Origin of the sequence: Rhodoferax sp. (genome assembly GCF_014859475.1) — a bacterium.
GTDB lineage: Bacteria > Pseudomonadota > Gammaproteobacteria > Burkholderiales > Burkholderiaceae_C > Rhodoferax.
Window position 1 is genome coordinate 1 of the sequence record NZ_JACUUE010000030.1, and the last position, 23,129, is coordinate 23,129.

General features: G+C 58.4%; 24 protein-coding genes. 12 read left to right on the forward strand and 12 right to left on the reverse strand.

Features of this window, described 5'->3' with window-relative positions:
• Positions 1 to 122 precede the first annotated feature (122 nt).
• From IBX54_RS04750 to IBX54_RS04770, 5 genes are all read left to right on the forward strand, one after another.
• On the forward strand, positions 123 to 1,790 hold the full coding sequence (locus IBX54_RS04750) for a CTP synthase (protein ID WP_296541518.1): 1,668 nt from the start codon (positions 123 to 125) through the stop codon (positions 1,788 to 1,790).
• Positions 1,790 to 2,647, forward strand: coding sequence for a 3-deoxy-8-phosphooctulonate synthase (gene kdsA / locus IBX54_RS04755; protein ID WP_296541519.1), 858 nt, complete (start codon positions 1,790 to 1,792; stop codon positions 2,645 to 2,647). The genes IBX54_RS04750 and kdsA overlap by 1 nt, the downstream gene beginning before the upstream one ends.
• A gap of 49 nt (positions 2,648 to 2,696) precedes the next feature.
• A complete protein-coding gene (gene eno, locus IBX54_RS04760) occupies positions 2,697 to 3,980 on the forward strand; it encodes a phosphopyruvate hydratase (protein WP_296541520.1) in 1,284 nt (427 codons plus the stop codon).
• Between the two features lie 8 nt (positions 3,981 to 3,988).
• Positions 3,989 to 4,267, forward strand: coding sequence for a septum formation initiator family protein (locus tag IBX54_RS04765; RefSeq protein WP_296541521.1), 279 nt, complete (start codon positions 3,989 to 3,991; stop codon positions 4,265 to 4,267).
• A 247-nt stretch (positions 4,268 to 4,514) separates the two neighbouring features.
• Positions 4,515 to 5,333, forward strand: coding sequence for a sulfite exporter TauE/SafE family protein (locus IBX54_RS04770; protein ID WP_296541522.1), 819 nt, complete (start codon positions 4,515 to 4,517; stop codon positions 5,331 to 5,333).
• An 81-nt stretch (positions 5,334 to 5,414) separates the two neighbouring features.
• On the opposite strand, the gene rplI is transcribed toward IBX54_RS04770, so the two are convergent.
• From rplI to ppsA, 6 genes are all read right to left on the reverse strand, one after another.
• Complete coding sequence (gene rplI, locus IBX54_RS04775; protein WP_296541523.1) at positions 5,415 to 5,867, reverse strand: 50S ribosomal protein L9; 453 nt, start codon at positions 5,865 to 5,867, stop codon at positions 5,415 to 5,417.
• Positions 5,868 to 5,878: 11 nt separating this feature from the next.
• A complete protein-coding gene (gene rpsR, locus IBX54_RS04780) occupies positions 5,879 to 6,163 on the reverse strand; it encodes a 30S ribosomal protein S18 (protein ID WP_011464487.1) in 285 nt (94 codons plus the stop codon).
• 27 nt (positions 6,164 to 6,190) lie between these two features.
• Positions 6,191 to 6,505, reverse strand: coding sequence for a primosomal replication protein N (priB, locus tag IBX54_RS04785; protein ID WP_296541524.1), 315 nt, complete (start codon positions 6,503 to 6,505; stop codon positions 6,191 to 6,193).
• Between the two features lie 9 nt (positions 6,506 to 6,514).
• A complete protein-coding gene (gene rpsF / locus IBX54_RS04790) occupies positions 6,515 to 6,880 on the reverse strand; it encodes a 30S ribosomal protein S6 (RefSeq protein ID WP_296541525.1) in 366 nt (121 codons plus the stop codon).
• 118 nt (positions 6,881 to 6,998) lie between these two features.
• Positions 6,999 to 9,311, reverse strand: coding sequence for a VC_2705 family sodium/solute symporter (locus IBX54_RS04795; RefSeq protein ID WP_296541526.1), 2,313 nt, complete (start codon positions 9,309 to 9,311; stop codon positions 6,999 to 7,001).
• 42 nt (positions 9,312 to 9,353) lie between these two features.
• Positions 9,354 to 11,750, reverse strand: coding sequence for a phosphoenolpyruvate synthase (ppsA, locus tag IBX54_RS04800; protein ID WP_296541527.1), 2,397 nt, complete (start codon positions 11,748 to 11,750; stop codon positions 9,354 to 9,356).
• 183 nt (positions 11,751 to 11,933) lie between these two features.
• Between ppsA and IBX54_RS04805 the strand changes: the two genes are divergently transcribed.
• Positions 11,934 to 12,755, forward strand: a complete 822-nt coding sequence (locus IBX54_RS04805) for a pyruvate, water dikinase regulatory protein (protein ID WP_296541528.1) — start codon at positions 11,934 to 11,936, stop codon at positions 12,753 to 12,755.
• Here IBX54_RS04805 and IBX54_RS04810 read toward each other — a convergent pair.
• Positions 12,749 to 13,159 (reverse strand): heme-binding protein, encoded by a 411-nt coding sequence (locus IBX54_RS04810; RefSeq protein WP_296541529.1) that lies wholly within the window; start codon positions 13,157 to 13,159, stop codon positions 12,749 to 12,751. The two genes, IBX54_RS04805 and IBX54_RS04810, sit on opposite strands and share 7 nt — an antisense overlap.
• Positions 13,160 to 13,344: 185 nt before the next feature.
• Here IBX54_RS04810 and IBX54_RS04815 point away from each other — a divergent pair, with 185 nt between their 5' ends.
• Positions 13,345 to 14,040: a Bax inhibitor-1/YccA family protein gene (locus tag IBX54_RS04815; protein WP_296541530.1), complete on the forward strand. Its 696-nt coding sequence runs from the start codon at positions 13,345 to 13,347 to the stop codon at positions 14,038 to 14,040.
• Positions 14,041 to 14,098: 58 nt separating this feature from the next.
• On the opposite strand, the gene rlmD is transcribed toward IBX54_RS04815, so the two are convergent.
• Genes rlmD through surE form a run of 4 tightly spaced genes read right to left on the reverse strand, consistent with a single transcriptional unit; the run spans position 14,099 to position 18,016 of the window.
• Positions 14,099 to 15,541: a 23S rRNA (uracil(1939)-C(5))-methyltransferase RlmD gene (rlmD, locus tag IBX54_RS04820; protein WP_296541531.1), complete on the reverse strand. Its 1,443-nt coding sequence runs from the start codon at positions 15,539 to 15,541 to the stop codon at positions 14,099 to 14,101.
• Between the two features lie 53 nt (positions 15,542 to 15,594).
• The gene (locus IBX54_RS04825; RefSeq protein WP_367141810.1) at positions 15,595 to 16,431 is read right to left on the reverse strand and encodes a peptidoglycan DD-metalloendopeptidase family protein; all 837 of its coding nucleotides are present in this window, start codon (positions 16,429 to 16,431) and stop codon (positions 15,595 to 15,597) included.
• 11 nt (positions 16,432 to 16,442) lie between these two features.
• The gene (locus tag IBX54_RS04830) at positions 16,443 to 17,249 is read right to left on the reverse strand and encodes a protein-L-isoaspartate(D-aspartate) O-methyltransferase (RefSeq protein ID WP_296541533.1); all 807 of its coding nucleotides are present in this window, start codon (positions 17,247 to 17,249) and stop codon (positions 16,443 to 16,445) included.
• A complete protein-coding gene (gene surE / locus IBX54_RS04835; RefSeq protein WP_296541539.1) occupies positions 17,249 to 18,016 on the reverse strand; it encodes a 5'/3'-nucleotidase SurE in 768 nt (255 codons plus the stop codon). Before surE ends, IBX54_RS04830 begins: the two co-directional genes overlap by 1 nt.
• A gap of 115 nt (positions 18,017 to 18,131) precedes the next feature.
• On the opposite strand from surE, the gene IBX54_RS04840 reads away from it, so the two are divergent.
• Positions 18,132 to 18,698, forward strand: a complete 567-nt coding sequence (locus tag IBX54_RS04840; RefSeq protein WP_296541534.1) for a LemA family protein — start codon at positions 18,132 to 18,134, stop codon at positions 18,696 to 18,698.
• A gap of 4 nt (positions 18,699 to 18,702) precedes the next feature.
• Positions 18,703 to 19,611, forward strand: a complete 909-nt coding sequence (locus tag IBX54_RS04845) for a hypothetical protein (RefSeq protein WP_296541535.1) — start codon at positions 18,703 to 18,705, stop codon at positions 19,609 to 19,611.
• Between the two features lie 16 nt (positions 19,612 to 19,627).
• On the opposite strand, the gene ccoG is transcribed toward IBX54_RS04845, so the two are convergent.
• The gene (gene ccoG, locus IBX54_RS04850) at positions 19,628 to 21,064 is read right to left on the reverse strand and encodes a cytochrome c oxidase accessory protein CcoG (protein WP_296541536.1); all 1,437 of its coding nucleotides are present in this window, start codon (positions 21,062 to 21,064) and stop codon (positions 19,628 to 19,630) included.
• Positions 21,065 to 21,295: 231 nt separating this feature from the next.
• Here ccoG and IBX54_RS04855 point away from each other — a divergent pair, with 231 nt between their 5' ends.
• The 3 genes from IBX54_RS04855 to IBX54_RS04865 form a co-directional block, all read left to right on the forward strand.
• Positions 21,296 to 21,445: a hypothetical protein gene (locus tag IBX54_RS04855; RefSeq protein ID WP_296273855.1), complete on the forward strand. Its 150-nt coding sequence runs from the start codon at positions 21,296 to 21,298 to the stop codon at positions 21,443 to 21,445.
• A gap of 167 nt (positions 21,446 to 21,612) precedes the next feature.
• Complete coding sequence (locus tag IBX54_RS04860) at positions 21,613 to 22,287, forward strand: RluA family pseudouridine synthase (RefSeq protein WP_296541537.1); 675 nt, start codon at positions 21,613 to 21,615, stop codon at positions 22,285 to 22,287.
• 87 nt (positions 22,288 to 22,374) lie between these two features.
• A partial coding sequence (locus IBX54_RS04865; RefSeq protein ID WP_296541538.1) for an SDR family NAD(P)-dependent oxidoreductase occupies positions 22,375 to 23,129 on the forward strand: 755 nt, incomplete at its 3' end.

Sequence of the window (23,129 nt, forward strand, 5' to 3'; positions counted from 1 at the left end):
TCACTTCGTTCGCAATGACGGCTACTGTCGCAATGACCGGACTGCTCATGGCAAGTGCCGACAGGAACACGGCCTCTATAATCTCGCTTTACCAGCTTCCCGAGTTCAAAGCTCACTCTGACATGACCAAATTTGTCTTCGTCACCGGCGGTGTAGTGTCTTCCCTTGGCAAGGGAATTGCCTCCGCTTCCTTGGCTGCGATCCTGGAATCGCGCGGCCTCAAAGTCACCCTGATCAAGCTCGACCCCTACCTGAATGTGGACCCCGGCACCATGTCGCCGTTCCAGCATGGCGAAGTGTTTGTGACTGACGACGGTGCCGAAACCGATCTTGATTTAGGCCACTACGAGCGCTTCATTGAAACCCGAATGAAGAAGTCAAACAACTTCACTACGGGTCAAATCTACAAAAGCGTGCTTGAAAAAGAGCGCCGCGGCGACTATCTGGGCAAAACGGTGCAGGTCATCCCACACGTGACCAACGAGATTCAGGATTTCATCAAGCGCGGTGCCGGTTTTGGCACCCCCGAGGCGGTCGATGTGGCTATTGTGGAAATTGGCGGCACCGTGGGTGACATCGAGTCGCTGCCCTTCCTGGAAGCCGTGCGCCAGCTCAGTCTGCAACTCGGTGCCAACAACACCGCCTTTGTGCACTTGAGCTACGTGCCCTGGATCGCTGCTGCGGGCGAGCTCAAGACCAAACCGACCCAGCACACCGCTAAACAGTTGCGTGAAATCGGCATCCAGGCAGACGCGCTGCTGTGCCGCGCTGACCGTCCCATTCCTGAAGAAGAGCGGCAAAAAATCTCGCTGTTTTCCAACGTTCCCATCTGGGGCGTCATCTCGATGTGGGACGTCGATACCATCTACAAAGTGCCGCGCATGCTGCACGAGCAGGGTCTTGATGGCCTGATCTGCGACAAGTTGCGCCTGAACACGCCGCCGGCCAAGCTCAAGCGCTGGGACGATCTGGTCTATGAGACTGCGCATCCACAGGGCGATGTCAACATCGTCATGGTGGGCAAGTATGTCGATTTGAGCGACAGCTACAAGTCGCTCAACGAGGCGCTGCGCCACGCCGGCATGAAAAGCCATGTGCGCATCAAAATCGACTACATCGATTCGGAAACCATCACGCCTGACAACGTGGCGCGACTGGCCAAATTCGATGCCATTCTGGTGCCGGGCGGGTTTGGCATTCGCGGCGTGGAAGGCAAGATTTGCGCGGCCTGCTTCGCCCGCGAGCACAAAATACCTTACTTGGGCATTTGCCTGGGCATGCAGGTGGCCACCATTGAGTTCGCCCGCCACGCGGCCGGTCTGGACAACGCCAACAGCACCGAGTTTGATGCCGCCACGCCGCACCCGGTAATTGCCCTGATCACCGAGTGGAAAGACGCTGACGGCAGCATCAAGACCCGCAACCACGACTCCGACCTGGGCGGCACCATGCGCCTGGGCGCGCAAAGCTCCGACGTGGTCAAGGGCACGCTGGCACACAAGATTTACGGCGACGTGGTTACTGAGCGCCATCGCCATCGCTACGAGGCCAACGTCAATTACCTGGACAGGCTGCGCCAGGCCGGCCTGGTGATCTCGGCGCTGACGCAGCGCGAGCATCTGACCGAAATCATTGAATTGCCGCAGGACGTGCACCCCTGGTTCATGGGCGTGCAGTTTCACCCCGAATTCAAGTCCACGCCGTGGGATGGACACCCACTGTTCAACGCCTACATCCGGGCAGCGCTGGCGCATCAGAGCAGCGTTAGCACCTTGAAGGCGGTGGCCTGATGAAGCTGTGCGGTTTTGATGTTGGCCTGACGCAGCCATTTTTTTTGATCGCCGGGCCCTGCGTCATCGAGTCCGAGCAATTGCAGATGGACACCGCCGGCACCTTGAAGGAAATCACGACAAGCCTGGGCATTCCTTTCATTTTCAAGAGCAGCTTTGACAAGGCCAACCGCTCCAGCGGCAGCACCTTTCGCGGCCCCGGCATCGACAGGGGCCTGGAGATTCTGGCCAAGGTCAAACGCGAACTGGACTTGCCCATACTCACCGACATCCACTCGGAAGATCAGATTGCGCAGGTGGCAGCGGTGGTGGACGTGCTGCAAACCCCCGCCTTCTTGTGCCGCCAGACCGACTTCATCCGCGCCGTGGCCCAATCCGGCAAGCCGGTGAACATCAAAAAAGGGCAGTTTCTGGCGCCCGGCGACATGAAAAACGTGATCGACAAAGCGCGTGCTGCAGCCCGTGAAAAAGGCCTGCAAGAAGACAACTTCATGGCCTGCGAGCGCGGTGTGAGTTTTGGCTACAACAACCTGGTGAGCGACATGCGCGCGCTGGCCATCATGCGCGACACCGGCGCCCCGGTGGTGTTCGATGCCACCCATTCAGTGCAATTGCCTGGCGGCCAAGGCACCAGCAGTGGCGGCCAGCGCGAAATGGTGCCGGTATTGGCGCGGGCGGCGGTGGCGGTCGGCGTGGCGGGCTTGTTCATGGAAACGCACCCTGATCCTGCCAAAGCCCTGAGCGATGGCCCCAACGCGGTGCCACTCAAACACATGAAAGCCTTGCTGGAAACCCTGTTGGCGCTGGACCAGGTGACCAAGCAGCACGGCTTCCTGGAAAATCATTTTGCAGCATGAGTAGCAGCGCATGCTTTTACCTATTGAAACTTTTTAACGGAGGAAATCCATGAGTGCAATCGTCGATATTGTTGGTCGTGAAATACTGGACTCGCGTGGCAACCCCACGGTCGAGTGCGACGTATTGCTGGAGTCCGGCACCATGGGCCGCGCTGCCGTGCCGTCTGGTGCCTCCACCGGCAGCCGTGAGGCCATTGAACTGCGCGATGGCGACAAAAGCCGCTACCTGGGCAAAGGCGTGCTCAAGGCGGTCGAGCACATCAACACTGAAATATCCGAAGCGGTGCTCGGGCTTGATGCGTCTGAACAAGCCTTTCTGGACAAAACCCTGATCGACCTGGACGGCACCGAGAACAAGAGCCGCCTGGGCGCCAATGCCATGTTGGCAGTGTCCATGGCGGTGGCCCGCGCCGCCGCCGAAGAATCCGGCTTGCCGCTGTACCGCTATTTTGGCGGCATGGGCGGCATGCAGTTGCCAGTGCCGATGATGAACGTGATCAACGGTGGCGCGCACGCCAACAACAGCCTCGATTTGCAGGAGTTCATGATCATCCCGCTGGGTGCGCCCAGCTTCCGCGAAGCACTGCGCTACGGCGCCGAAGTGTTCCACGCCCTGAAGAAAATCATCCATGACAAAGGCATGAGCACGGCGGTGGGCGACGAAGGCGGTTTTACCCCCAGCGTGGAAAACCACGAGGCTGCCATTCAATTGATCTTGCAAGCGATTGATCAAGCCGGCTACACCGCGGGTGAACAGATCGCCATCGGCCTCGATTGCGCCGCCAGCGAGTTTTACCAAGACGGCAAATATCAACTGAAAGGCGAAGGCCTGGCGCTCGATGCCCAAGCATGGACCGACATGCTGGCCACCTGGGTCGATAAATACCCGATCATCAGCATTGAAGACGGCATGGCCGAGGGTGACTGGGACGGCTGGAAAATCCTGACCGATCGCCTGGGCAAGACGGTGCAAATTGTGGGTGATGATCTTTTTGTCACCAACACCAAAATCTTCAAGGAAGGCATCGACAAAGGCATTGCCAATTCGATCCTGATCAAGATCAACCAGATTGGCACTTTGACAGAAACGTTTGCCGCCATCGAAATGGCCAAGAAAGCGGGTTATACGGCCGTCATCAGCCACCGCTCTGGTGAGACCGAAGACGCCACCATTGCCGACATTGCGGTTGGCACCAACGCTGGTCAGATCAAGACCGGCTCGCTCAGCCGCTCGGACCGCATGGCCAAATACAACCAGTTGCTGCGCATTGAAGAAGATCTGGGCGAGATTGCCAGCTATCCTGGGCGCGCGGCCTTTTACAACCTGCGCTAAGGTCGGTCATGGGCTCGCGTTCCGTGATGTTCGCCCTGATTGCACTGCTCGTGATGGTTCACGCGCAATTGTGGTTCGGGCGCGGCAGCATTTCGAACGTGGCCCAGTTGCAGGCGCAGCTCAAAACGCAATTGCAGCGTAACCAGCAAGCCGAACAGGCCAACCTGCAGCTTGCCGCCGAGGTGCGGGATTTGAAAGAAGGTTTGGAGATGATCGAGGAAAAAGCCCGCATGGAGTTGGGCATGATCAAGGTCAACGAGATTTACGTTCAAATCGCCAAACGCTAAGCGGACTTAAAAAATTTTCGGCACAACACACTTTACCCGCACTACAATGTTTTTGCCTGCCGTGTTTGCCGGGTTCTATATTTCTCTGAACCAATGCTCTTGTAGCTCGGGCTTGGAATATTGTCCTGTTGGCGTGATCATCTCGCGTCAGATGAACCCAAGACACCGACTGACCTCGCCCACCTGAACCCCGGTTCAGGATGCGAACCCGGCAACATGCGCAGGCATCCTACCCACCTCTTCCCCCATGCACTTCGACCCCCTGTTGATCGTTGAATTGGCAACACTTGGCTTGTGCACCGGCTTTCTGGCCGGGCTTCTGGGCATTGGCGGCGGCATGATCATGGTGCCGTTCATGACCATCATCCTGACCAATCGCGGTGTGGCGCCTGAGCTCACCGTCAAAATGGCCATTGCCACGTCGATGGCAACCATCATGTTCACGTCGATCTCCAGCGTCCGGGCGCACCACAAACGCGGTGCCGTGCGCTGGGACCTGGTCAAAAAACTCGCGCCGGGCATTATCCTGGGCGGCATGGTCGCCAGCCTGGGCGTTTTCACTTTGCTCAAAGGCTCGTCACTGGCCATATTTTTTGCGCTGTTTGTCAGCTTTTCTGCCACCCAGATGTTTCTCGACAAAAAACCGTCGCCAAGCCGCCAGATTCCGGGTACCGCCGGGCTGCTCGCGGCGGGTTCAGTCATCGGTTTTCTGTCGGGTCTGGTCGGCGCAGGCGGTGGCTTCATCAGCGTGCCGTTCATGACTTGGGTGAATGTGGCCATTCACAGCGCCGTTGCCACCTCTGCGGCGCTCGGCTTTCCCATCGCCTTGGCCAACACCATGGGCTTTATTGTGAGCGGCTTCAATCTGACACACTTGCCGCCCTACTCGCTGGGTTACATCTGGCTGCCGGGCCTGGCGGTCATTGCCAGCTGCAGCGTGCTGACAGCGCCCTTGGGTGCCAAGGCGGCACACACGCTGCCGGTCAAGCGCCTCAAGCGCGTCTTTGCCAGCATCTTGTATGTGCTGGCAGCCTATATGCTTTACAAAGGCTTGCTGACTGCATAGCGTCATTCGCCCATTTCAAGACATTCGAGACAAAAAAACCGCCAGTGCATCACACTGGCGGTTTTTTTGATTAAAGCAAGATCAGGCGGTTTCGCCGTAAACCGAAACGTTGATGTCAACCAGCACATCGGTGTGCAGTGCCACGCTGACCGTGCTGTCGCTGACCGTCTTGATTGGGCCACTGGGCATGCGCACTTGTGACTTGGTCACGGAAAACCCTGACTTGGTCAGTTCTTCGGCGATATCGGCGTTGGTTACGGAGCCAAACAGGCGGCCATCCACGCCGGCTTTTTGCGTGAGTTTGCAGACATGACCGGCGAGCTTTTCACCGATCGCCTGGCATTCGGCCAATTTGGCAGCAGCCGCTTTCTCGAGTTCGGCACGGCGTGCTTCAAACTCTTGCTTGGCCGATGCCGTGGCGCGACGGGCGCGGCCCGACGGAATCAGGAAATTGCGGGCATAACCGTCCTTGACACGAACGATCTCACCCAGGTTACCAAGGTTCACAACCTTGTCGAGCAGAATGATTTGCATGGTTGTGGTCCTTAGATCTTGTGCTGGTCGCTGTAAGGCAGCATGGCCAAAAAGCGGGCACGCTTGATGGCCGTGTTGAGCTGACGCTGGAAAATAGCGCGGGTACCCGTCAAACGCGCGGGAATGATCTTACCGTTTTCGGCAATGAAATCACGCAAGGTGTCAATGTCCTTGTAGTCGATCTCTTCAACGCCAGTTACCGTGAAACGGCAAAAGCGCTTGCGCTTGAAAAGCAGATTTTGTGCGGGGCGCTTGGGGCGCTTGTCTTTGTTGTTGAAACGTTTTGGTCCGGCCATGATGGACTCCTTAAATTTTAAAAAACTTTAACTTTGAGCAAATTCTTGAACATGAAACACCAGTTGTTTGGTGCCACGTGGAGAAGCCAAAAAACCCTTGAAGAGCCAACTGCTTCCTATTTCCTGTTGGGCCAATCGCTCAGCCACAGAACCAAATGACACGCACTTCAGGAGTGCCTTGACTTGTCTTACCTGACTGGCTTCAAGTGCTTCGGAGGCATGCTCCAGAAGACAATTTAAAGCCGGCACACCAGAGGGCGTATAACGCATGGTGCTCGATTCGACAATTTGCGCCGTCAAAACCAGTTGGTTAACGGCAAGGTTCGCACTCGGTGTTGTCACTCAAGAAATTTAAGCCTGGAATTCGGCTTGCTGCGTTTTGCGAGCATCTTCACGCTCAACGGTCTTCATCATGGAAGACGGGCCGGTTTCAGCCTTCTTCTTCAGAACCGTCAAATGGCGCAACACAGCATCGTTGAACTTGAAGGCATGCTCAAGTTCAGCCATGACCGCTTGGTCAGCTTCAATGTTGACGCACAGGTAATGGGCTTTGGCCAGCTTGTTGATCAGATAGACCAACTGGCGACGACCCCAGTCCTCGACACGGTGCACTTTGCCACCGCCGGCAACAATCATGCCTTTGTAGCGCTCCAGCATGGCTGGAACTTGTTCGCTCTGATCCGGATGGATCATGAGGATGATTTCATAATGACGCATTGAAACTCCTTTTGGATGAACCTCTGGTGAGGCAGAAAACCGCCCTCAGCGTCTAATTGAGGTGCGGTAAGGTAACCCGGGATTATAGTCACATATCAGGCTTTTCCTGATCATTGGATCATTGAGGGACAGCGGCAACAGAACTCCGAGTCATCCAACTGAGGATCACAGTCACCACAAGGCCGGCGCCAACACCAAAAACACCTGCCGAGACAGGCTCGATGTCAAACCAGAGGCCGGAGCCATCCAGTGACAGCAGCGCCCTGACTGCGGGAATATTGATCACCATGTAATAAAGCGTTAAAAACAGCCCCGTCAACATGCCCGCAACAGCGGCAAAACGCGTCACACCCTTCCAGAAAATGCCCAGGATCATGACCGGCACAAAGGCAGAGCCTGCCAGCGAAAACGAGGCAGAAACCAGGAACAAGATATCGGCAGGCCGCTGTGCCGCCACATAGGCGGCAATCAAGGCCACCACGAGCAGCGCAAACTTGGACAGCATCACGCGCCGAACCGACCCGGCGCGGTCCGTGTTTTTCCAGTAAAACAAGTCATGCGCCAAGGCGTTGCCAATGGTCAGCAACAGGCCGTCGGCCGTGGACAAAGCCGCCGCCAAACCACCCGCCGCAACCAGACCGGACACCACATAAGGCAAGCCGCCCAGTTCTGGTGTGGCCAGCATGACGATATCAGGGCCCAACTGAAGCTCGGAAAACTGCAAGATGTGGTCGCCGTTGATGTCGCTCACCGAAATCAGGGCCGGATCCAGTTTGGCCCATTGCGCAATCCAGACCGGCAGATCATCAAAGGACAAGCCCACCAATTGGCTCATGACTTCGTACTTCACCAGAACCGCCAGTGCGGGCGCAGAAAGGTACAAGAGGGCAATAAAAAACAGCGACCAGGTCACCGAATTCCTGGCCTCGGCCACCGTTCGCGTGGTGTAAAAACGCGTCAGCAGGTGGGGTAACCCGGCGGTGCCGATCATCAGGCAAAACATGAGAGCCAAAAAATTGCGCCGCGACACGTCGAACAAGTCTTGTTCTTCAGCCGTTCCGTCCGGATCACCGGCAAACGGCTGGGTATGCAGGGGCATGCCCGCCAGCGGTTGGGCGCGCGCCAGATTTTCCTGCATGGCCTGAGTCCAGCGCTCGCGGGCAGAGGCTTCATTGCGCGGCAATGCAGCCAACTGGCGCTTGGCCGTCACAATGACCGACTCGTCTGCTTGCGCTGCGATCAAGCGTTCGATCATCTGTTTCTGGTCCTTCTTTTCCAGCTCGAGCGAGGCGGGTAATTGCCGCAATTTGAGCTCATAGTCTTTGGCGCGGCGTTGGTATTCCAGGATGACCTGTTGTTCATCAGGTGCGGTGACCAAACGCAATTCAAGCTCTGCTATCTTGGGCAATTGCTGACCATAAACCACGGCGGCCATCGGATTACCCAACTGCTTGTAGGCGAGCCAGGAAACGGGAATCAAAAATGCAACGATGACCACCACATATTGGGTGACTTGCGTCCAGGTCACGGCGCGCATGCCACCTAAAAAGGAACACACCAGCACCCCGCCCAAACCCAGCAAGATGCCGATTTCAAACTGGACGCCGGTTAATCGGGAGGTGATCAGGCCCACGCCATAAATTTGCGCCACCACATAGATGAACGAACACAACACCGCCGACCAGGCAGCAATGATGCGGGGCCAGCGTCCGCCAAAACGCAGGCCAAAATAATCCGGCAGGGTGAAGAGATTCAACTGCCGCAGGTAAGGTGCCACAAAGAGCGCCACCAGACAGAAGCCGCCAGTCCAGCCCAGCACATAAACCAAACCGCCCGGATGTGCGCCCGAACCTGAAAAACCCTGCAAATACAGACCGCCTGCCATGCTGATGAACGAGGCGGCGCTCATCCAGTCGGCAGCCACCGCCATGCCGTTGTACATGGCAGGAATTCGCCGTCCCGCCACGTAATACTCTGACGCGTTGGACGTGCGTCCGTAAATACCGATCAAGGCGTACAGGAAAACGGTGGTGAAAAGAAAAATGGCACCCACCCAGATTTTCCGCAACCCGGCCTGCTCGGCCCAAGCCAGCGCCAGGATGAACAAAATCAGCAGGACCACGAAAGTGGCAAAACGGCGATGGATGCGCTGGTTGTAGGCGCTGACCGCGTCAGAGACCGCGCGCGCGTGCCCGTCCCTGCGGTTGGCAACCCAGGCAAAGACCGCCACCACGCCGATAAAGACGATGACGCTGCCCTGCGCTGCAAACCAGTAGGCAACGGGCCAACCCGCCACGACTTGCTGCAAATCGTGAGCAAAAAAAACAATACCAAAAGAAGCGGCAAACCAAACCAGCAACAGCCAGCCGTGCCAACCCATCAGGTTGGCAGAAGGCGGGTTGCCGCTTGAAGGCGCTTCGGTGTCAGACATCAGAAGATGTTGGCAACCCCAGGTGCTTGCTGGAAGGACTGCTTACTTGCCTTGCGCAAGATTTTGCCAAGTCGCCACCACCGTGTCAGGGTTCAGGGAAATCGACGAAATACCCTGCGCCATCAACCAGCGTGCAAAGTCGGGATGGTCACTGGGACCCTGACCACAAATACCAATGTATTTGTTTTCTGCCAGACAAGCCGTGATCGCCAGGCTGATCAAGTTGGTGACTGCGGGGTCGCGTTCATCAAAATCCTTGGCCAGCAGCTCCAGACCCGAGTCGCGGTCAAGTCCCAGTGTCAGCTGCGTCAGATCGTTGGAGCCAATGGAGAAGCCGTCAAAAAATTGCAGGAACTCCCTGGCCAGAATCGCGTTGCTCGGGATTTCGCACATCATGATCAATTTCAGATCATCAAGACCGCGCTTGAGCCCCTGTTGCGCCAACAATTCGGTTACTTTTTGCGCCTGTCCCAAGGTGCGCACAAAGGGCACCATCACCTGCACATTGGTCAGGCCCATGTCGTTGCGCACGCGCTTGAGCGCTTCACACTCCATGGCAAAGGCCTCGCCAAAATCGGCGCTGATGTAGCGTGCGGCACCACGGAAACCCAGCATCGGGTTTTCTTCTTCGGGCTCGTAACGGCTGCCACCAATGAGCTTGCGGTACTCGTTGCTCTTGAAGTCCGACAGGCGAACAATCACCGGCTTGGGCCAGAAAGCTGCGGCAATGCTGGCCACACCTTCGGCAACCTTGTCCACATAGAAAGCGCGTGGCGAGGCATGGCCCCGCGCCACCGACTCAACCGCCTTTTTCAGGTCGGAGTCGATGTTGGGGTAATCCAGGATGGCCTTGGGGTGCACACCAATGTTGTTGTTGATGATGAACTCAAGGCGTGCCAGACCGACACCGGCGTTGGGCAATTGGCAGAAATCAAAGGCCAGTTGCGGGTTGCCGACATTCATCATGATCTTGGTATCAATCTCGGGCATCTGGCCGCGCTGCACCTCGGTGACCTCGGTTTCCAGCAAGCCATCGTAAATGAAGCCGGTATCGCCCTCGGCGCAACTGACCGTAACCAGCATGCCGTCTTTCAGCACCTGGTCGGCGTGGCCGCACCCGACCACCGCCGGGATACCCAGCTCGCGCGCAATGATGGCAGCGTGGCAGGTGCGCCCGCCACGGTTGGTAACGATGGCAGAGGCACGCTTCATGACCGGTTCCCAGTTGGGATCGGTCATGTCGGTGACCAGAATGTCACCCGCCTGCACGCGGTCCATCTCGCTGAGGTTGTGTACCACCTTGACCGGGCCGGTGCCAATTTTTTGTCCAATGGCGCGACCTTCGACCAGCACGGCGCCCTTGCCCTTGAGTTTGTAGCGGTGTTCGACCTTGCCAGCCGCCTGGCTCTTGACGGTTTCGGGACGCGCCTGAAGGATGTACAACTCGCCGTCGATGCCGTCCTTGCCCCATTCGATGTCCATCGGACGACCGTAATGCTCTTCGATCACCACGGCGTAGGAAGCGAGTTTTTGCACATCGGCGTCGGTCAGTGAATAGCGGTTGCGCAACTCGGTGGGCACATCGGTTGTTTTGACCAGGTGGCCGTTAGCTGCTTTTTCTTCGGGTGTAGAAAACTGCATCTGGATCAGCTTGGAGCCCAGGCTGCGGCGAATCACGGCCAGCTTACCGGCTTTGAGCATCGGCTTGTGCACATAAAACTCATCCGGATTCACGGCGCCCTGCACCACCGTTTCACCCAGGCCGTAGCTTGAGGTGATGAACACCACCTGGTCAAAGCCAGATTCGGTGTCAAGGGTGAACATGACGCCGGCGGCACCCAGGTCGGAGCGCACCATGCGCTGCACGCCGGCACTCAAGGCCACATGCTCGTGGGCAAAACCCTTGTGCACGCGGTAGCTGATGGCGCGGTCGTTGTACAGCGAAGCAAACACCTCACGCATTTTGTGCAGAACTTCGTCGATACCCGTCACGTTCAAAAATGTTTCTTGCTGGCCGGCAAACGAGGCATCGGGCAAGTCTTCGGCGGTGGCCGATGAGCGCACGGCAAAAGAAGCCTTGTCGTTGTCGCCGCACAGGGTGCTGAATGCCTGGCGGATTTCCTTTTCAAGGTCGGCAGGAAACGGCTGCGACTCGATCATGGCGCGAATCTCGGCACCGGCCACAGCCAGCGCGTTGACATCGTCGGTGTCGAGTGTGCTCAGACGGGCGTTGATTTTGTCGGCAAGGCCATCAAAAGCCAGAAATTCGCGGAACGCATGCGCCGTGGTGGCAAAACCGGTGGGCACTTTCACACCGGTTGGCAAATTGGAGATCATTTCGCCCAAACTGGCATTCTTGCCACCGACCGAATCAACGTCGGTCATTCGCAAATCTTCAAAAGGAACAACCAGGGCGGTCGCTGCAAATCGTGCTGTCATGAAAAAACTCCAGAAGTTAAAAAATCGGCTTTGATGACGTGCAGGTAGATCTGCACCTCATGGCGAGGCAAACGGATCTGCTTGTTGCTTGACTTGTCGAATCGTTTTGCGCCCTGAGAATTTGGTCGGATAATTATTGTAGGCTCTGACTCGTCCGAAAATTTACCCAAAGATTCTCTCACCATGCCCAATCGCACCGTATTCTTTGTCTCCGATGGCACCGGCATTACCGCCGAAACCTTTGGCCACGCCATCCTGAACCAGTTCGAGGTTGACTTTCGACGGATTCGCATGCCCTTTACCGACACGGTCGATAAAGCGCACCAAGCGGTGCGTCAAATCAACCAGGTCGGCGCCCTGGAGGGCAAAAAACCGCTGGTGTTCACCACCCTGGCCAACGAAGAGGTCATGACAGTGATCAGCCAAGGCTGCCAAGGCATGCTGATGGACATGTTCGACACCTTTGTCCATCCGCTCGAGCAGGAACTCGGCATCAAGTCCAACCACCGTATCGGCCGCTTCAGCGATGCCAGCAAAAGCAAGCAATACCAGTCACGCATTGATGCCATCAATTTCTCGCTCGACCATGACGATGGCCAGTCGCATCGCGACCTGGCGGGTTCTGACGTGATTTTGGTGGGTGTCAGCCGCAGTGGCAAAACACCCACCTCGTTGTACCTGGCCATGCAATACGGCCTCAAGGCTTCCAATTACCCGCTGATCCCTGAAGATTTTGAACGTCAGGACCTGCCCCCTGCCCTCAAGCCGTTTCAAAAGAAATTGTTCGGCTTGACCATTCAACCGGAGCGACTGAGCGAAATCCGCAACGAGCGCCGACCCCACTCCAAATACGCCTCGCTGCAAAACTGTCGCAATGAAGTCAGAGAAGCCGAGGCCATGATGCGCCGCTCAGGCATCAAGTGGTTATCTACCACCACCAAATCCATCGAAGAAATTGCCACCACCATTCTGCAAGAACTTCGAATCGAGCGCTCGGCCTACTGAAGCCCCAGCGCCGCAATGCCCGCGCGCGCAATTTGCGCATCTTCGGTTGATTGCACACCACTGACACCGATGGCACCCAGACAGTGGCCGTCTTTCATGATCGGCACGCCACCTTCGAGCATGCCGGACAAGGCAGGCACGCTCAGGAAAGAGCTTCGGCCGCCATTGATCTGATCCTCGTAAGCTTTGCTTTCGCGCCGACCAAGTGCCGCCGTGTTCGCCTTGGCCGGTGCAATGTGAGCCGACAGCGCGGCTGCGCCATCGAGCCGTTGCAACCAGAGCAGATGGCCGCCGTCATCCACGACCGCAATCGTCACCGGCCAGTTGTTTTTGAGGGCCTCGGCCTCGGCCGCTGCGGCCATGATTTTGAGGTCTGACAGTTCGAGCACTGGTTTGGTTTGCATGATTTGGTTCCGTGTAAATAGGCGGTCAAGCATAACGCGGCGTGGGCACCGGTTTGCCTGCATGACGGGTTAAAGTATCCTCACGAAAAGTAGGAACATGACTCAAGTTGATTCCCTGCAACAGCAGTTTGCACCCTAGAATCCACAACTGTTGTTTCACCGTAACCCACGCAAGGAGTTTGAACATGACTGAAAACGTCCATTCCATTGAACGTAGCCATGGCTTTGGCGCCATAGCGCAAGAACGCAATAAAGTCCTGCGCAATACCTATTGGCTGCTGGCCATGAGCCTGGTTCCCACCGTGCTGGGCGCATGGCTGGGTGTTGCCAGCGGCATCACCCAATCCCTGAGTGGCGGCATGGGCCTGATCGTGTTCCTGGGTGGCGCCTTTGGCTTTATTTATGCCATCGAGAAAACCAAGAACTCGGCTGCCGGCGTGCCGGTGCTGCTGGGTTTCACCTTCTTCATGGGTCTCATGCTGTCGCGCATCATCGCCATGGTGCTCGGTTTCAAAAACGGCCCGGAACTGATCATGACCGCCTTTGGTGGTACCGCCGGTGTCTTCTTTGTCATGGCCAGCCTGTCCAGCGTCATCAAGCGCGACCTCTCGGGCATGGGCAAGTGGCTGTTTGTGGGCGCACTGGCCATCATTGTCGGCGGCATCGTCAACGTGTTTGTCGGCTCGACCGCCGGCATGATGGCCATTTCGGTGGCTGCCATTGGCGTCTTCAGCGCCTACATGCTGTATGACCTGAAACGCATTGTGGATGGCGGCGAAACCAACTACATCAGCGCCACGCTGGCACTCTACCTTGACATCGTCAACGTGTTCCAGAGCTTGTTGATGCTGCTGGGCATCTTCGGCGGCGAGCGCGACTGAGTAGCGCCATACTCGGCAAAAAAGGCTCCTTTGGAGCCTTTTTTTATTGGTCGCGTGGCTAGCCGATGAGGTCAAAGACCGCCATGCTTTCAACGTGGGCGGTGTGCGGGAACATGTTGACCACGCCCGCACCGCTGCAGCGGTAACCCGCCTGGTGCACCAGCAAGTCCGCATCACGGGCCAATGTTGAAGGGTTGCAGCTGACGTAAACAATGCGTTTGGGCGGGTGCCAGCTTTGCAACCCAGGCGTGGCCGGTTCTTCTGAAAGCCCCAGCCTTTGCTGATGCAAACCGGCCAGCGCACGCACCAGGGCAAAGGCGCCCTCGCGTGGTGGGTCCACCAACCATTTGTCGGCAATGCCATGCTGGATCAGCATCTCCGGCGTGATTTCAAACAAATTTCTGGCGACAAATTCAGTCGCAGCCAAGAGTCTGCCCGACGTGGCATCAATTTTGTTCTTCAGGTAATTTTCACGCGACCTGGCCACCAGCGCTTCGCTGCCCTCGATGCCCAGCACCTCGCGCGCCTGGGTCGCCAAGGGCAAGGTGAAATTGCCCAGACCGCAAAACCAGTCAATCACACGCTCGTCGGGTTTGGCATCGAGCAGGCGCAGGGCGCGCGACACCAGCACCCGGTTGATATGCGGATTGACCTGCGTGAAATCGGTGGGTTTGAACGGCATGGTGATGCCGAACTCGGGCAAAGCGTAACTCAGAGACTCACCACCCTCGTCGAGCAAGCACACGGTTTCCGGCCCCTTGGACTGCAACCACCACTGCACGCCTGCATGCTGCTGGGCGAACAAGCGCAAACGGGCCAGATCAGCGTCGCTCAAAGGTTCAAGATGGCGCAACACCAAAGCCGTCACGCTGTCGCCACAAGCCAATTCGATTTGCGGACAGGTCTCGACCGCTTCGAGCGAGCCGATCAGCGCGCGCAAGGGCAGCAACAGGTCCGAGACGTGCGACGGCAGGACCTTGCACACCTGCATGTCGGCCACGTAACGACTTTTGCGCTCATGAAAACCCACCAGCACTGTGCCCTTTTTTTTCACAAAGCGCACCGACAGACGGGCCCGGTAGCGGTAGCCCCAGGCCGGGCCTTCGATGGGCCGAAAAATGGTCTCTGGCTTTAGTTTGCCCAGATGCCACAAGCTGTCTTCCAGCGCGCGCTGCTTGACCGCCACCTGCGCCGCCACATGCAAATGCTGCATCTTGCAGCCGCCACAAGCCCCCGTGTGCAAACCAAAGTGGGGACAATGGGGTGGCACCCTTTGCGAAGATTCCTGATGCACCGCAATGAGCGTGCCCCGCTCCCAGTTGTGCTTGGTGCGGTTGATGTTGGCGCTGACAAATTCAAAAGGCAATGCGCCGTCGATGAAGACCACTTTGCCATCAGGCTTGTGGGCCACGCCCTGCGCCTCCAGGTCGAGGGATTCCACGTACAGCCAATCGGCGGGCACGACGGGCTTGTCGGCTGCAGGATCAGTCGGTTCGGTCATTGAATTCAGTGCTTGGGAGTGCCCGGTTGGCGTGCTGGACACAGAGGAAGGCTTTACTTGGCGGGCAAATACTTGGCAGGGTCAACCGGTTTGCCTTGGCGACGCACTTCGAAGTGCAACTTGACGCGATCCGCATCGCTGTTGCCCATCGCGGCAATTTTTTGCCCCTTGAGCACAGCCTGATCTTCTTTCACCAGCAGGGTCTGATTGTGGGCATAGGCCGTCAGATAGACATTGTTGTGTTTCAGGATGATCAGATTGCCATAGCCGCGCAAACCAGCACCCACATACACCACGCGGCCATCGGCAGCAGCGACAACGGGGTCACCCGCAGAGCCGCCAATGTCCAGCCCCTTATTCTTGACCTCGTCAAAACCGGCCAGCACGATGCCATTGGCGGGCCAGACCCAGTTGATTTCAGTGTCCGTTGCCGGCACGGGCGTGGCACTGGACTTCACCGGGGAAACTGGAGTGGGTGCGACAGCAGCTGGCTTGTTCAGGCTACCGGCACTGACGACCGGCTTGGTCACAGCCTGAACCACAACCTCCTGGGTTACCGGCGGCACGATGCGCAAAATCTGACCCACTTCAATGCGGTTGGGATCTTCCAGTTGGCTCCACAAGGCAATATCACTCGGACTCTGGCCATTTTCCAAGGCAATGCGTGTCAGCGTGTCGCCCGGTTTGACGGCGTAATAGCCCGGCTTGCCCGCATTCTCGAAGCCCTGGGGTTGCTTGACGAGTACCTCAGTGCCAACAGGCGCGCTGCTCCCGGCCATGCGCTCCTCCACCGGCGCACGGTTAGTGGTTCTGGTACCGCAGGCTACCAGCGTCAACAGCACACACGTCGATACCAACGACAAACTCAAGCATCTTTTCAAACCCGTCATATCTACCCCCATCATGCAATGCCCGATTTTAAGGGGACAAAGTAAACGCCCTCCATCACGGTCTGAACCACAGCTTGTGGTGTTTTGTCGATCACCAGCAACACCTGTTTGCCCGCGTTTGCAGCGCCGGCAGACACCGGCGCCACCAGCCTGCCACCCACGGCCAACTGGTCGATCCAGGCCTGCGGCACCGCCTCGCCGCCGGCTGCCGCAATGATGCCCGCATAGGGCGCGCCCCTGGCATAGCCCGGCGTGCCGTCGCCAAACAGCAAGTGCACATTGGCCAGCCGCAAATGGCGCAGGTTGTCGCGCGCTTTGTCATGCAAGCCGCGCAGGCGCTCGATCGAATACACCTCGGTGCACAGCAGGCTCAGCAGCGCCGCTTGGTAACCGCAACCAGTGCCGATTTCCAGCACCCGTCCCAGGCGGCCGGGTCGGCCCTGGTGCAGCAGTTCCAGCATCCTGCAAACCACACCGGGTTTGGAAATGGTTTGCCCCAGGCCAATCGGCAAGCTGGTGTCCTCGTAGGCCTGGTTCACCAGCGCGGTATCGACAAAACGGTGCCGCTCGATGCTGCCCATGGCCTGCAATACGGCAGGAATCGACATGCCCTGTTGCGCCAGCTTGGCCACCATGTTTTGGCGCACTGCGCTGGAATCAAGACCCACGCCGTGGACCACATGGATGGCTTGCCTTTGGTCGGCAAGCTGCCGTACTTTGATGGCTGGCCGCGCAGCTGGGACCGACTCAGTGCGCGACTCAAGCTTGGCCGGAAAGCCGGGCCGTTGCCTGGTGCCGCTCGGGTTGGACAGCGCCATCAGTCCACCAGATCAGCCAGTTTGACCGCTGTTTGGGCCCAGTAACTTAAATGGTCATGGTCGGTCAGATCGACTTTGAGCGGTGTCATGGCAATATGGCCCTGCGTGGTGGCAGAGAAGTCGGTGCCCTCGGCCTCGTCCTTGACTGAGCCCGCCGCGCCAATCCAGTACATGGTCTCGCCGCGTGGACTCATCTGCGTGATCACCTTCTCGGCAGAATGGCGCCGGCCCAGGCGGCACAGTTTCAAATGGCCCATCTCGGCCAGCGGCAGGTTGGGGATGTTGACGTTGAGCAACCAGGGCGTGCTGCCAATCAGGTTTTGCTGTCCCATTTGCAGCACCAGGTCACGCGCCTTGACGGCTGCTGCATCCAGATTGCGCCAGTCGCGCTCAACCTGGGAGAAAGCAATGGCCGGGATGCCGAACAGATACCCCTCCATGGCGGCACCCACGGTACCGGAGTAGATGGTGTCGTCGCCCATGTTGGCACCGTTGTTGATGCCCGCCAGCACCAGGTCGGGCCGGTAGTCGAGCAACCCGGTCAGGGCGATGTGCACGCAGTCGGCCGGCGTGCCGTTGACATAGCGAAAGCCGTTGGGCGCGTGCTGCACATACAGCGGCGTGTGCAGCGTGAGCGCGTTGGACTTGGCGCTGTTGTTGTGCTCCGGGGCCACCACCTCGACGGTGGCCACGTCCTTGAGCGCTTCATAAAGCGCCACAATGCCGGGCGCCCGAAAGCCATCGTCGTTACAAATAAGAATTTTCATCATGGTGCCCAATTAAACTCGAATTTTAGGATGCTAACGCCCCCTGTGCCGCCGTTCTGCGGCTGCCCAAAGGCCGCCTGTAGCACAATCCCTGCTCAACCATAAGGAGCGTTTCATGAATGCTATTGTCTGGATTGTGCTGGCGCTGGTCGTGGTCTATGCGATCACTTTGTACAACAGCCTGGTGAACGTAAAAAACGCCGTGTCCAAGGCGTGGGCCAACATCGACGTGCTGCTCAAGCAACGCCACGACGAGCTGCCCAAGTTGGTGGACACCTGCAAGCAGTACATGCAATACGAGCAGAGCACGCTCGAAAAAGTCATTCAAGCCAGATCGCGCGTGGCAGAGGCGCAACAATCGCACAACATGGGCGCGCTGGGGTTGGCCGAAGGTGCCTTGCGCAGCGGTTTAGGGCAACTGTTTGCGCTGGCCGAGTCTTACCCCGAGCTCAAGGCGAACGCGCAGTTTTTGCACCTGCAGTCACGCATCAGCGGGCTGGAAAACGCCATTGCTGACCGGCGCGAGTTTTACAACGAAAGCGTCAACATCAATAACGTGGCCATTGCGCAGTTTCCAGGCGTCCTGGTGGCCAGGGCGTTTAATTTCAAGGCTTTCGATCTGTTGAAGTTTGCCGCCACCGAGCTCAAAGACGTGGACATCGGCGAGCGCTTCAAGGCCTGACGCCATGCTGGTGCGCGGCTTGCGCGGCTTGCAGCACCTGGGGCTGAACCTGACCGGACTGGTCAGTGCACTGTATTTTGGTTTGATTGCCGGGGCGGTGCAGTCAGGCCCTGGGGCGCAGGCGCGCTGGTGCCTGGCAGGCATGGCGCTGCTGGCGGCTGTGGCCTGGCTGGGCAACCTGCGCCGCGCCCGGGCCATTGCCGAGATGGCCACCTCGCGCATTGGCTCGGCGGCACAGGGTTATGTCGAACTCATGGGTCGCGCCAGCGTCAGCCCGGAACACCTCATCGTTACCCCGCTGGGCGGCATTGCCTGCATCTGGTACCGCTACCGCTTGTATTCAAGGGACAACGCCAAACGGGAGTGGCGCCAGATCGACAGTGGTGTGAGCAGCAGCACCTTTGACATCAGCGATGCCACCGGCGTGTGCACAGTTGACCCTGACCATGCCGAGGTGGTGGGTGCCGAGGTGCGCACCAGTTACCCAGGGCAGGACAAGCTGGTGGAGGAGTGTCTTTTTGGCGGCGGCCGGATTTACCTGCTGGGCGACTTTGCTACGCTGAGCGGATCAAGCACTGTTTTGAGCCTGCGCGAAGACGTGGTCTCGCTGCTGACCAGTTGGAAGCAGGACCCCGCCGACTTGCACCGGCGCTTCGACCTGGATCGCAACGGCACCATCGACCTGCATGAATGGGAGCAGGCCCGCCAGTTGGCCACCCGCACGGTGCAGCGCCAGCACCGCGACATGCGCCAGCAGCCGGGCGTTCACCTGCTGCGTGCACCCCGTGACGGGCGGCTGTTTTTAATTTCCGCCCTGTCACCCCAGGCGCTGCGCAATCACTTTTTGCGCTGGACCGCTTTTCATTTTTGCATCGGTCTGACCGCCACCGCCGGCTGGTTTTACCTGGCGTGAGGCAAACCAGTCGGGGTCACGACGGAATGATGAACTTGGACTCTTCGCGCAAGCGGCCCGGGCTGTCGAGCGATTCGATGATGAAGTGAATTTCATGCGAACCGGGCTTGTCGGCCTCTGGCGGCACCTGGACCCGCACCGCAACCCAACGCGCCTCGGTGGACGCAATGCTGACGGTATTTTCCGACATGATTTGGATGCCCGGGAGTCCTTCCACCGAAATCTTGTAGCGCTGGTCGGCTTCAGTGGCGTTCATCACCTGAATACGGTACACGTTTTCGACCTTGCCGGCCTCGACCACACGCGCCATCACGCCCCGGTCGCGCACCACGTCGGCCTTGAACGGCGTGCGCGTGGCCAGGCTGACAAAAATGGCCGTCACAATCGCCAGCAGGATAGCGGTGTAAATGAGCACCCGTGGACGGAACACCCGTTTCACGGTCTGCTCTTTGGTCCAGTGGTTTTTCATGGCGTTTTCGGTCGAGTATTTGATCAGGCCACGCGGATAGCCCACCTTGTCCATCACCGTATCGCACACGTCAACGCAGGCACCGCAGCCAATGCACTCGTATTGCAGGCCGTTGCGGATATCGATGCCCGTGGGGCACACCTGCACACACAAACTGCAGTCCACACAAGCGCCCAGGTTCAGGGTGCTGAGGTCGGCCTTTCTGGAGCGGGCACCGCGTGGCTCACCGCGCTCGGTATCGTAGGTCACGATCAGCGTGTCGGTGTCAAACATGGCGCTCTGAAAGCGCGCATACGGGCACATGTGCTTACAAACTTGTTCGCGCATGAAACCGGCGTTGCCATAAGTAGCAAAGCCGTAAAAGAAGACCCAGAAAAATTCCCAGGCCGCCAGCTGGCCGCCCAGAAAAGCGCCGACCATCTCGCGCATCGGCACAAAGTAGCCGACAAAGGTAAAGCCGGTCCAGAAGGCAAACGCAATCCACAAAAATTGCTTGCCCGCCTTGCGGGCGAATTTTTCGGCCGTCATCGGGCCGTCGTCACGGCGCATGCGGGCCGACCGGTCACCTTCGAGCTTCTTTTCTATCCACAAAAAGATTTCGGTGTACACCGTTTGCGGGCAGGCAAAACCGCACCATAAGCGCCCTGCCACGGCGGTGAACAGGAACAGCGACAAGGCCGAGATGATCAACAAGCCGGTGAGGTAAATAAAATCTTGCGGGTACAGCACCAAGCCAAAAATGTAGAAGCGGCGCACGCTCAAGTCAAACAGCACCGCCTGGCGCTGACCCCACTCGAGCCAGGGCAGACCGTAGAAAATGATTTGCGTCACCCAGACCATGATCCAGCGCCAATTCGAGAAAACGCCCGAGACGCTGCGCGGGTAAATTTTTTGAGGCGCCGCATAGAGCGACACCAATTCCTCGTCTGGCTCCGCCACGGCAATGGGGATCACCTTTTTGGGTTCTTTTTCTTCAGGGGTCATGCTGGGAGTCCTCAACAGGTAGAGACGGGGCACGGGCATCCGGACCCCGGTTGATTTTAGTAATTTCGCAATTGGCTGAATTAGCAGCTTAGCCTTTTTCCATGACAGCAACTTGACTACCAAGTTGCCCGGTAACGCATGGCCAACAGCCGCGCGGGCATCAGGCCAGTCGATAATGCAAAAGATACAACGCACATTTCAACCCGCAAACCCCAAACTCAGGAGCACAGCATGGCAAAAGGTCAACAAGGCAACAACAAAATGGTCAAGAAACCCAAAAAGGACACCTCGCCGCCCAAGCCCGTGTCGGCTGACGCGGTGCGCCCCACCGTCACCACCGTGGTGCCGGTTCGCGGCAAGCTGAAAAACGCCCCACGCTGATTAGCGTCATTGCCGCTTTCCCGTCACTGCGAACCATCCCGGACATTGCGAGCCATCCGAATCCGACCCGATACCGCACACGGACCTTGAACAGAGACTTCGTCATCGCGAGCGAAGCGTGGCGATCCATGACTTCCGGGGTCATGGATTGCGTCACTTCGTTCGCAATGACAACGTTCTTTCACGTGAATGACTTATCCGCAGGCTGCAAATTGCACGTGCTTCACGCGGATAACGCCCTGCTGGTGCTGGACAAGCCCGCCGGCCTGTTGAGCGTGCCTGGCAAGGGTGCCGACAAGCAGGACTGTCTGAGCAGGCGGGTGCAACGGCGCTACGCCGACGCGCTGGTGGTGCACCGGCTCGACCAAGCGACCTCAGGCTTGCTGGTGATGGCACGCGGCGCAAGCGCGCAGCGCGTCTTGAGCGAAGCCTTTGCCAGTCGACAAGTCCACAAGCGTTACGTAGCGGTGGTGGATGGTTTGCTGGAGGCACCTGAAGACGCATGGGCCGAAATCGATTTACCCATTCTGCTGGACTGGCCCGACCGGCCCAGGCGCATCATCGACCCGCAAGGCAAACCCAGCCGCACGCGCTGGCGTGTGCTCGGCCACAATCTTGCAGAGCAAACCACACGCCTCGAACTGGAGCCGGTGACCGGCCGCTCGCACCAGTTGCGGGTGCATTTGCAAGCCATTCAACATCCCATCCTGGGTGATGCCTTGTACGGCACGCCAGCCAGCCTTGCCAAGGCAGAGCGCCTGCTGCTGCACGCCACGCGGCTCGAACTGACCCACCCCGTCAACCAGCAGACTATGGTGTTTTCCAGCGAACCACCGTTTTGACCACCCGGTGCACCCGCTAAGGTTGGCCGCCTCATCCCGCCCACGGATCAAGGAAAATTTGACCACCATCAACTCAGCCACCCAAACATGACAAGCCATCTCTACATCATCACCGGCGCCTCACGCGGCATGGGCCTGGCCATGGCCGAGCAACTTTTGCATCCAGAAAACCGCCTGCTGTGCATCTCGCGCCATGCCAATCCCACACTGACCCTGGCAGCCAACCAGCGCGCCTGCCTGCTGGAACAATGGGCAATGGACCTGTCAGCCACCGAGCCAGCCGCCAGCCGACTCAAGGCATGGCTGTGCGGCCTTGACCCAGCCCAAATCACAAGCGTCACCCTGATTAACAACGCCGGCGTGATCCCGGCCGTGGTACCGTTGCGCGACAGTGATCCAGCAGAATTGGCGCAGGCACTGCGCGTGGACCTGGAAGCCCCGCTGCTGCTTACGGCAATCTTTCTGAACGCGACAGAGGGCTGGACCGTGCCACGCAAGGTGCTCAACATTTCCTCAGGCCTGGGACGCCGCGCCATGGCATCGCAGGCCGCTTATTGCGCAGCCAAGGCCGGCATGGACCATTTCACCCGCTGCCTGGCGCTCGATGAGGCGCAGCGCCCCAACGGTGCCCGGGTCTGCGCGCTGGCACCCGGCGTCATCGACACCGACATGCAGGTGCAGCTGCGCAGCGCCGATACGGCCGCTTTTCCAGACCAGGCCGCCTTTGCACAACTCAAGGCCGCCGGGCAACTCAGCACGGCCAGCGACGCTGCCAGGCGCGTTCTGGCATGGCTGGCGCGCCCCGACTTTGGCCAGCAAGCCGTGGCCGATGTGCGCGACGC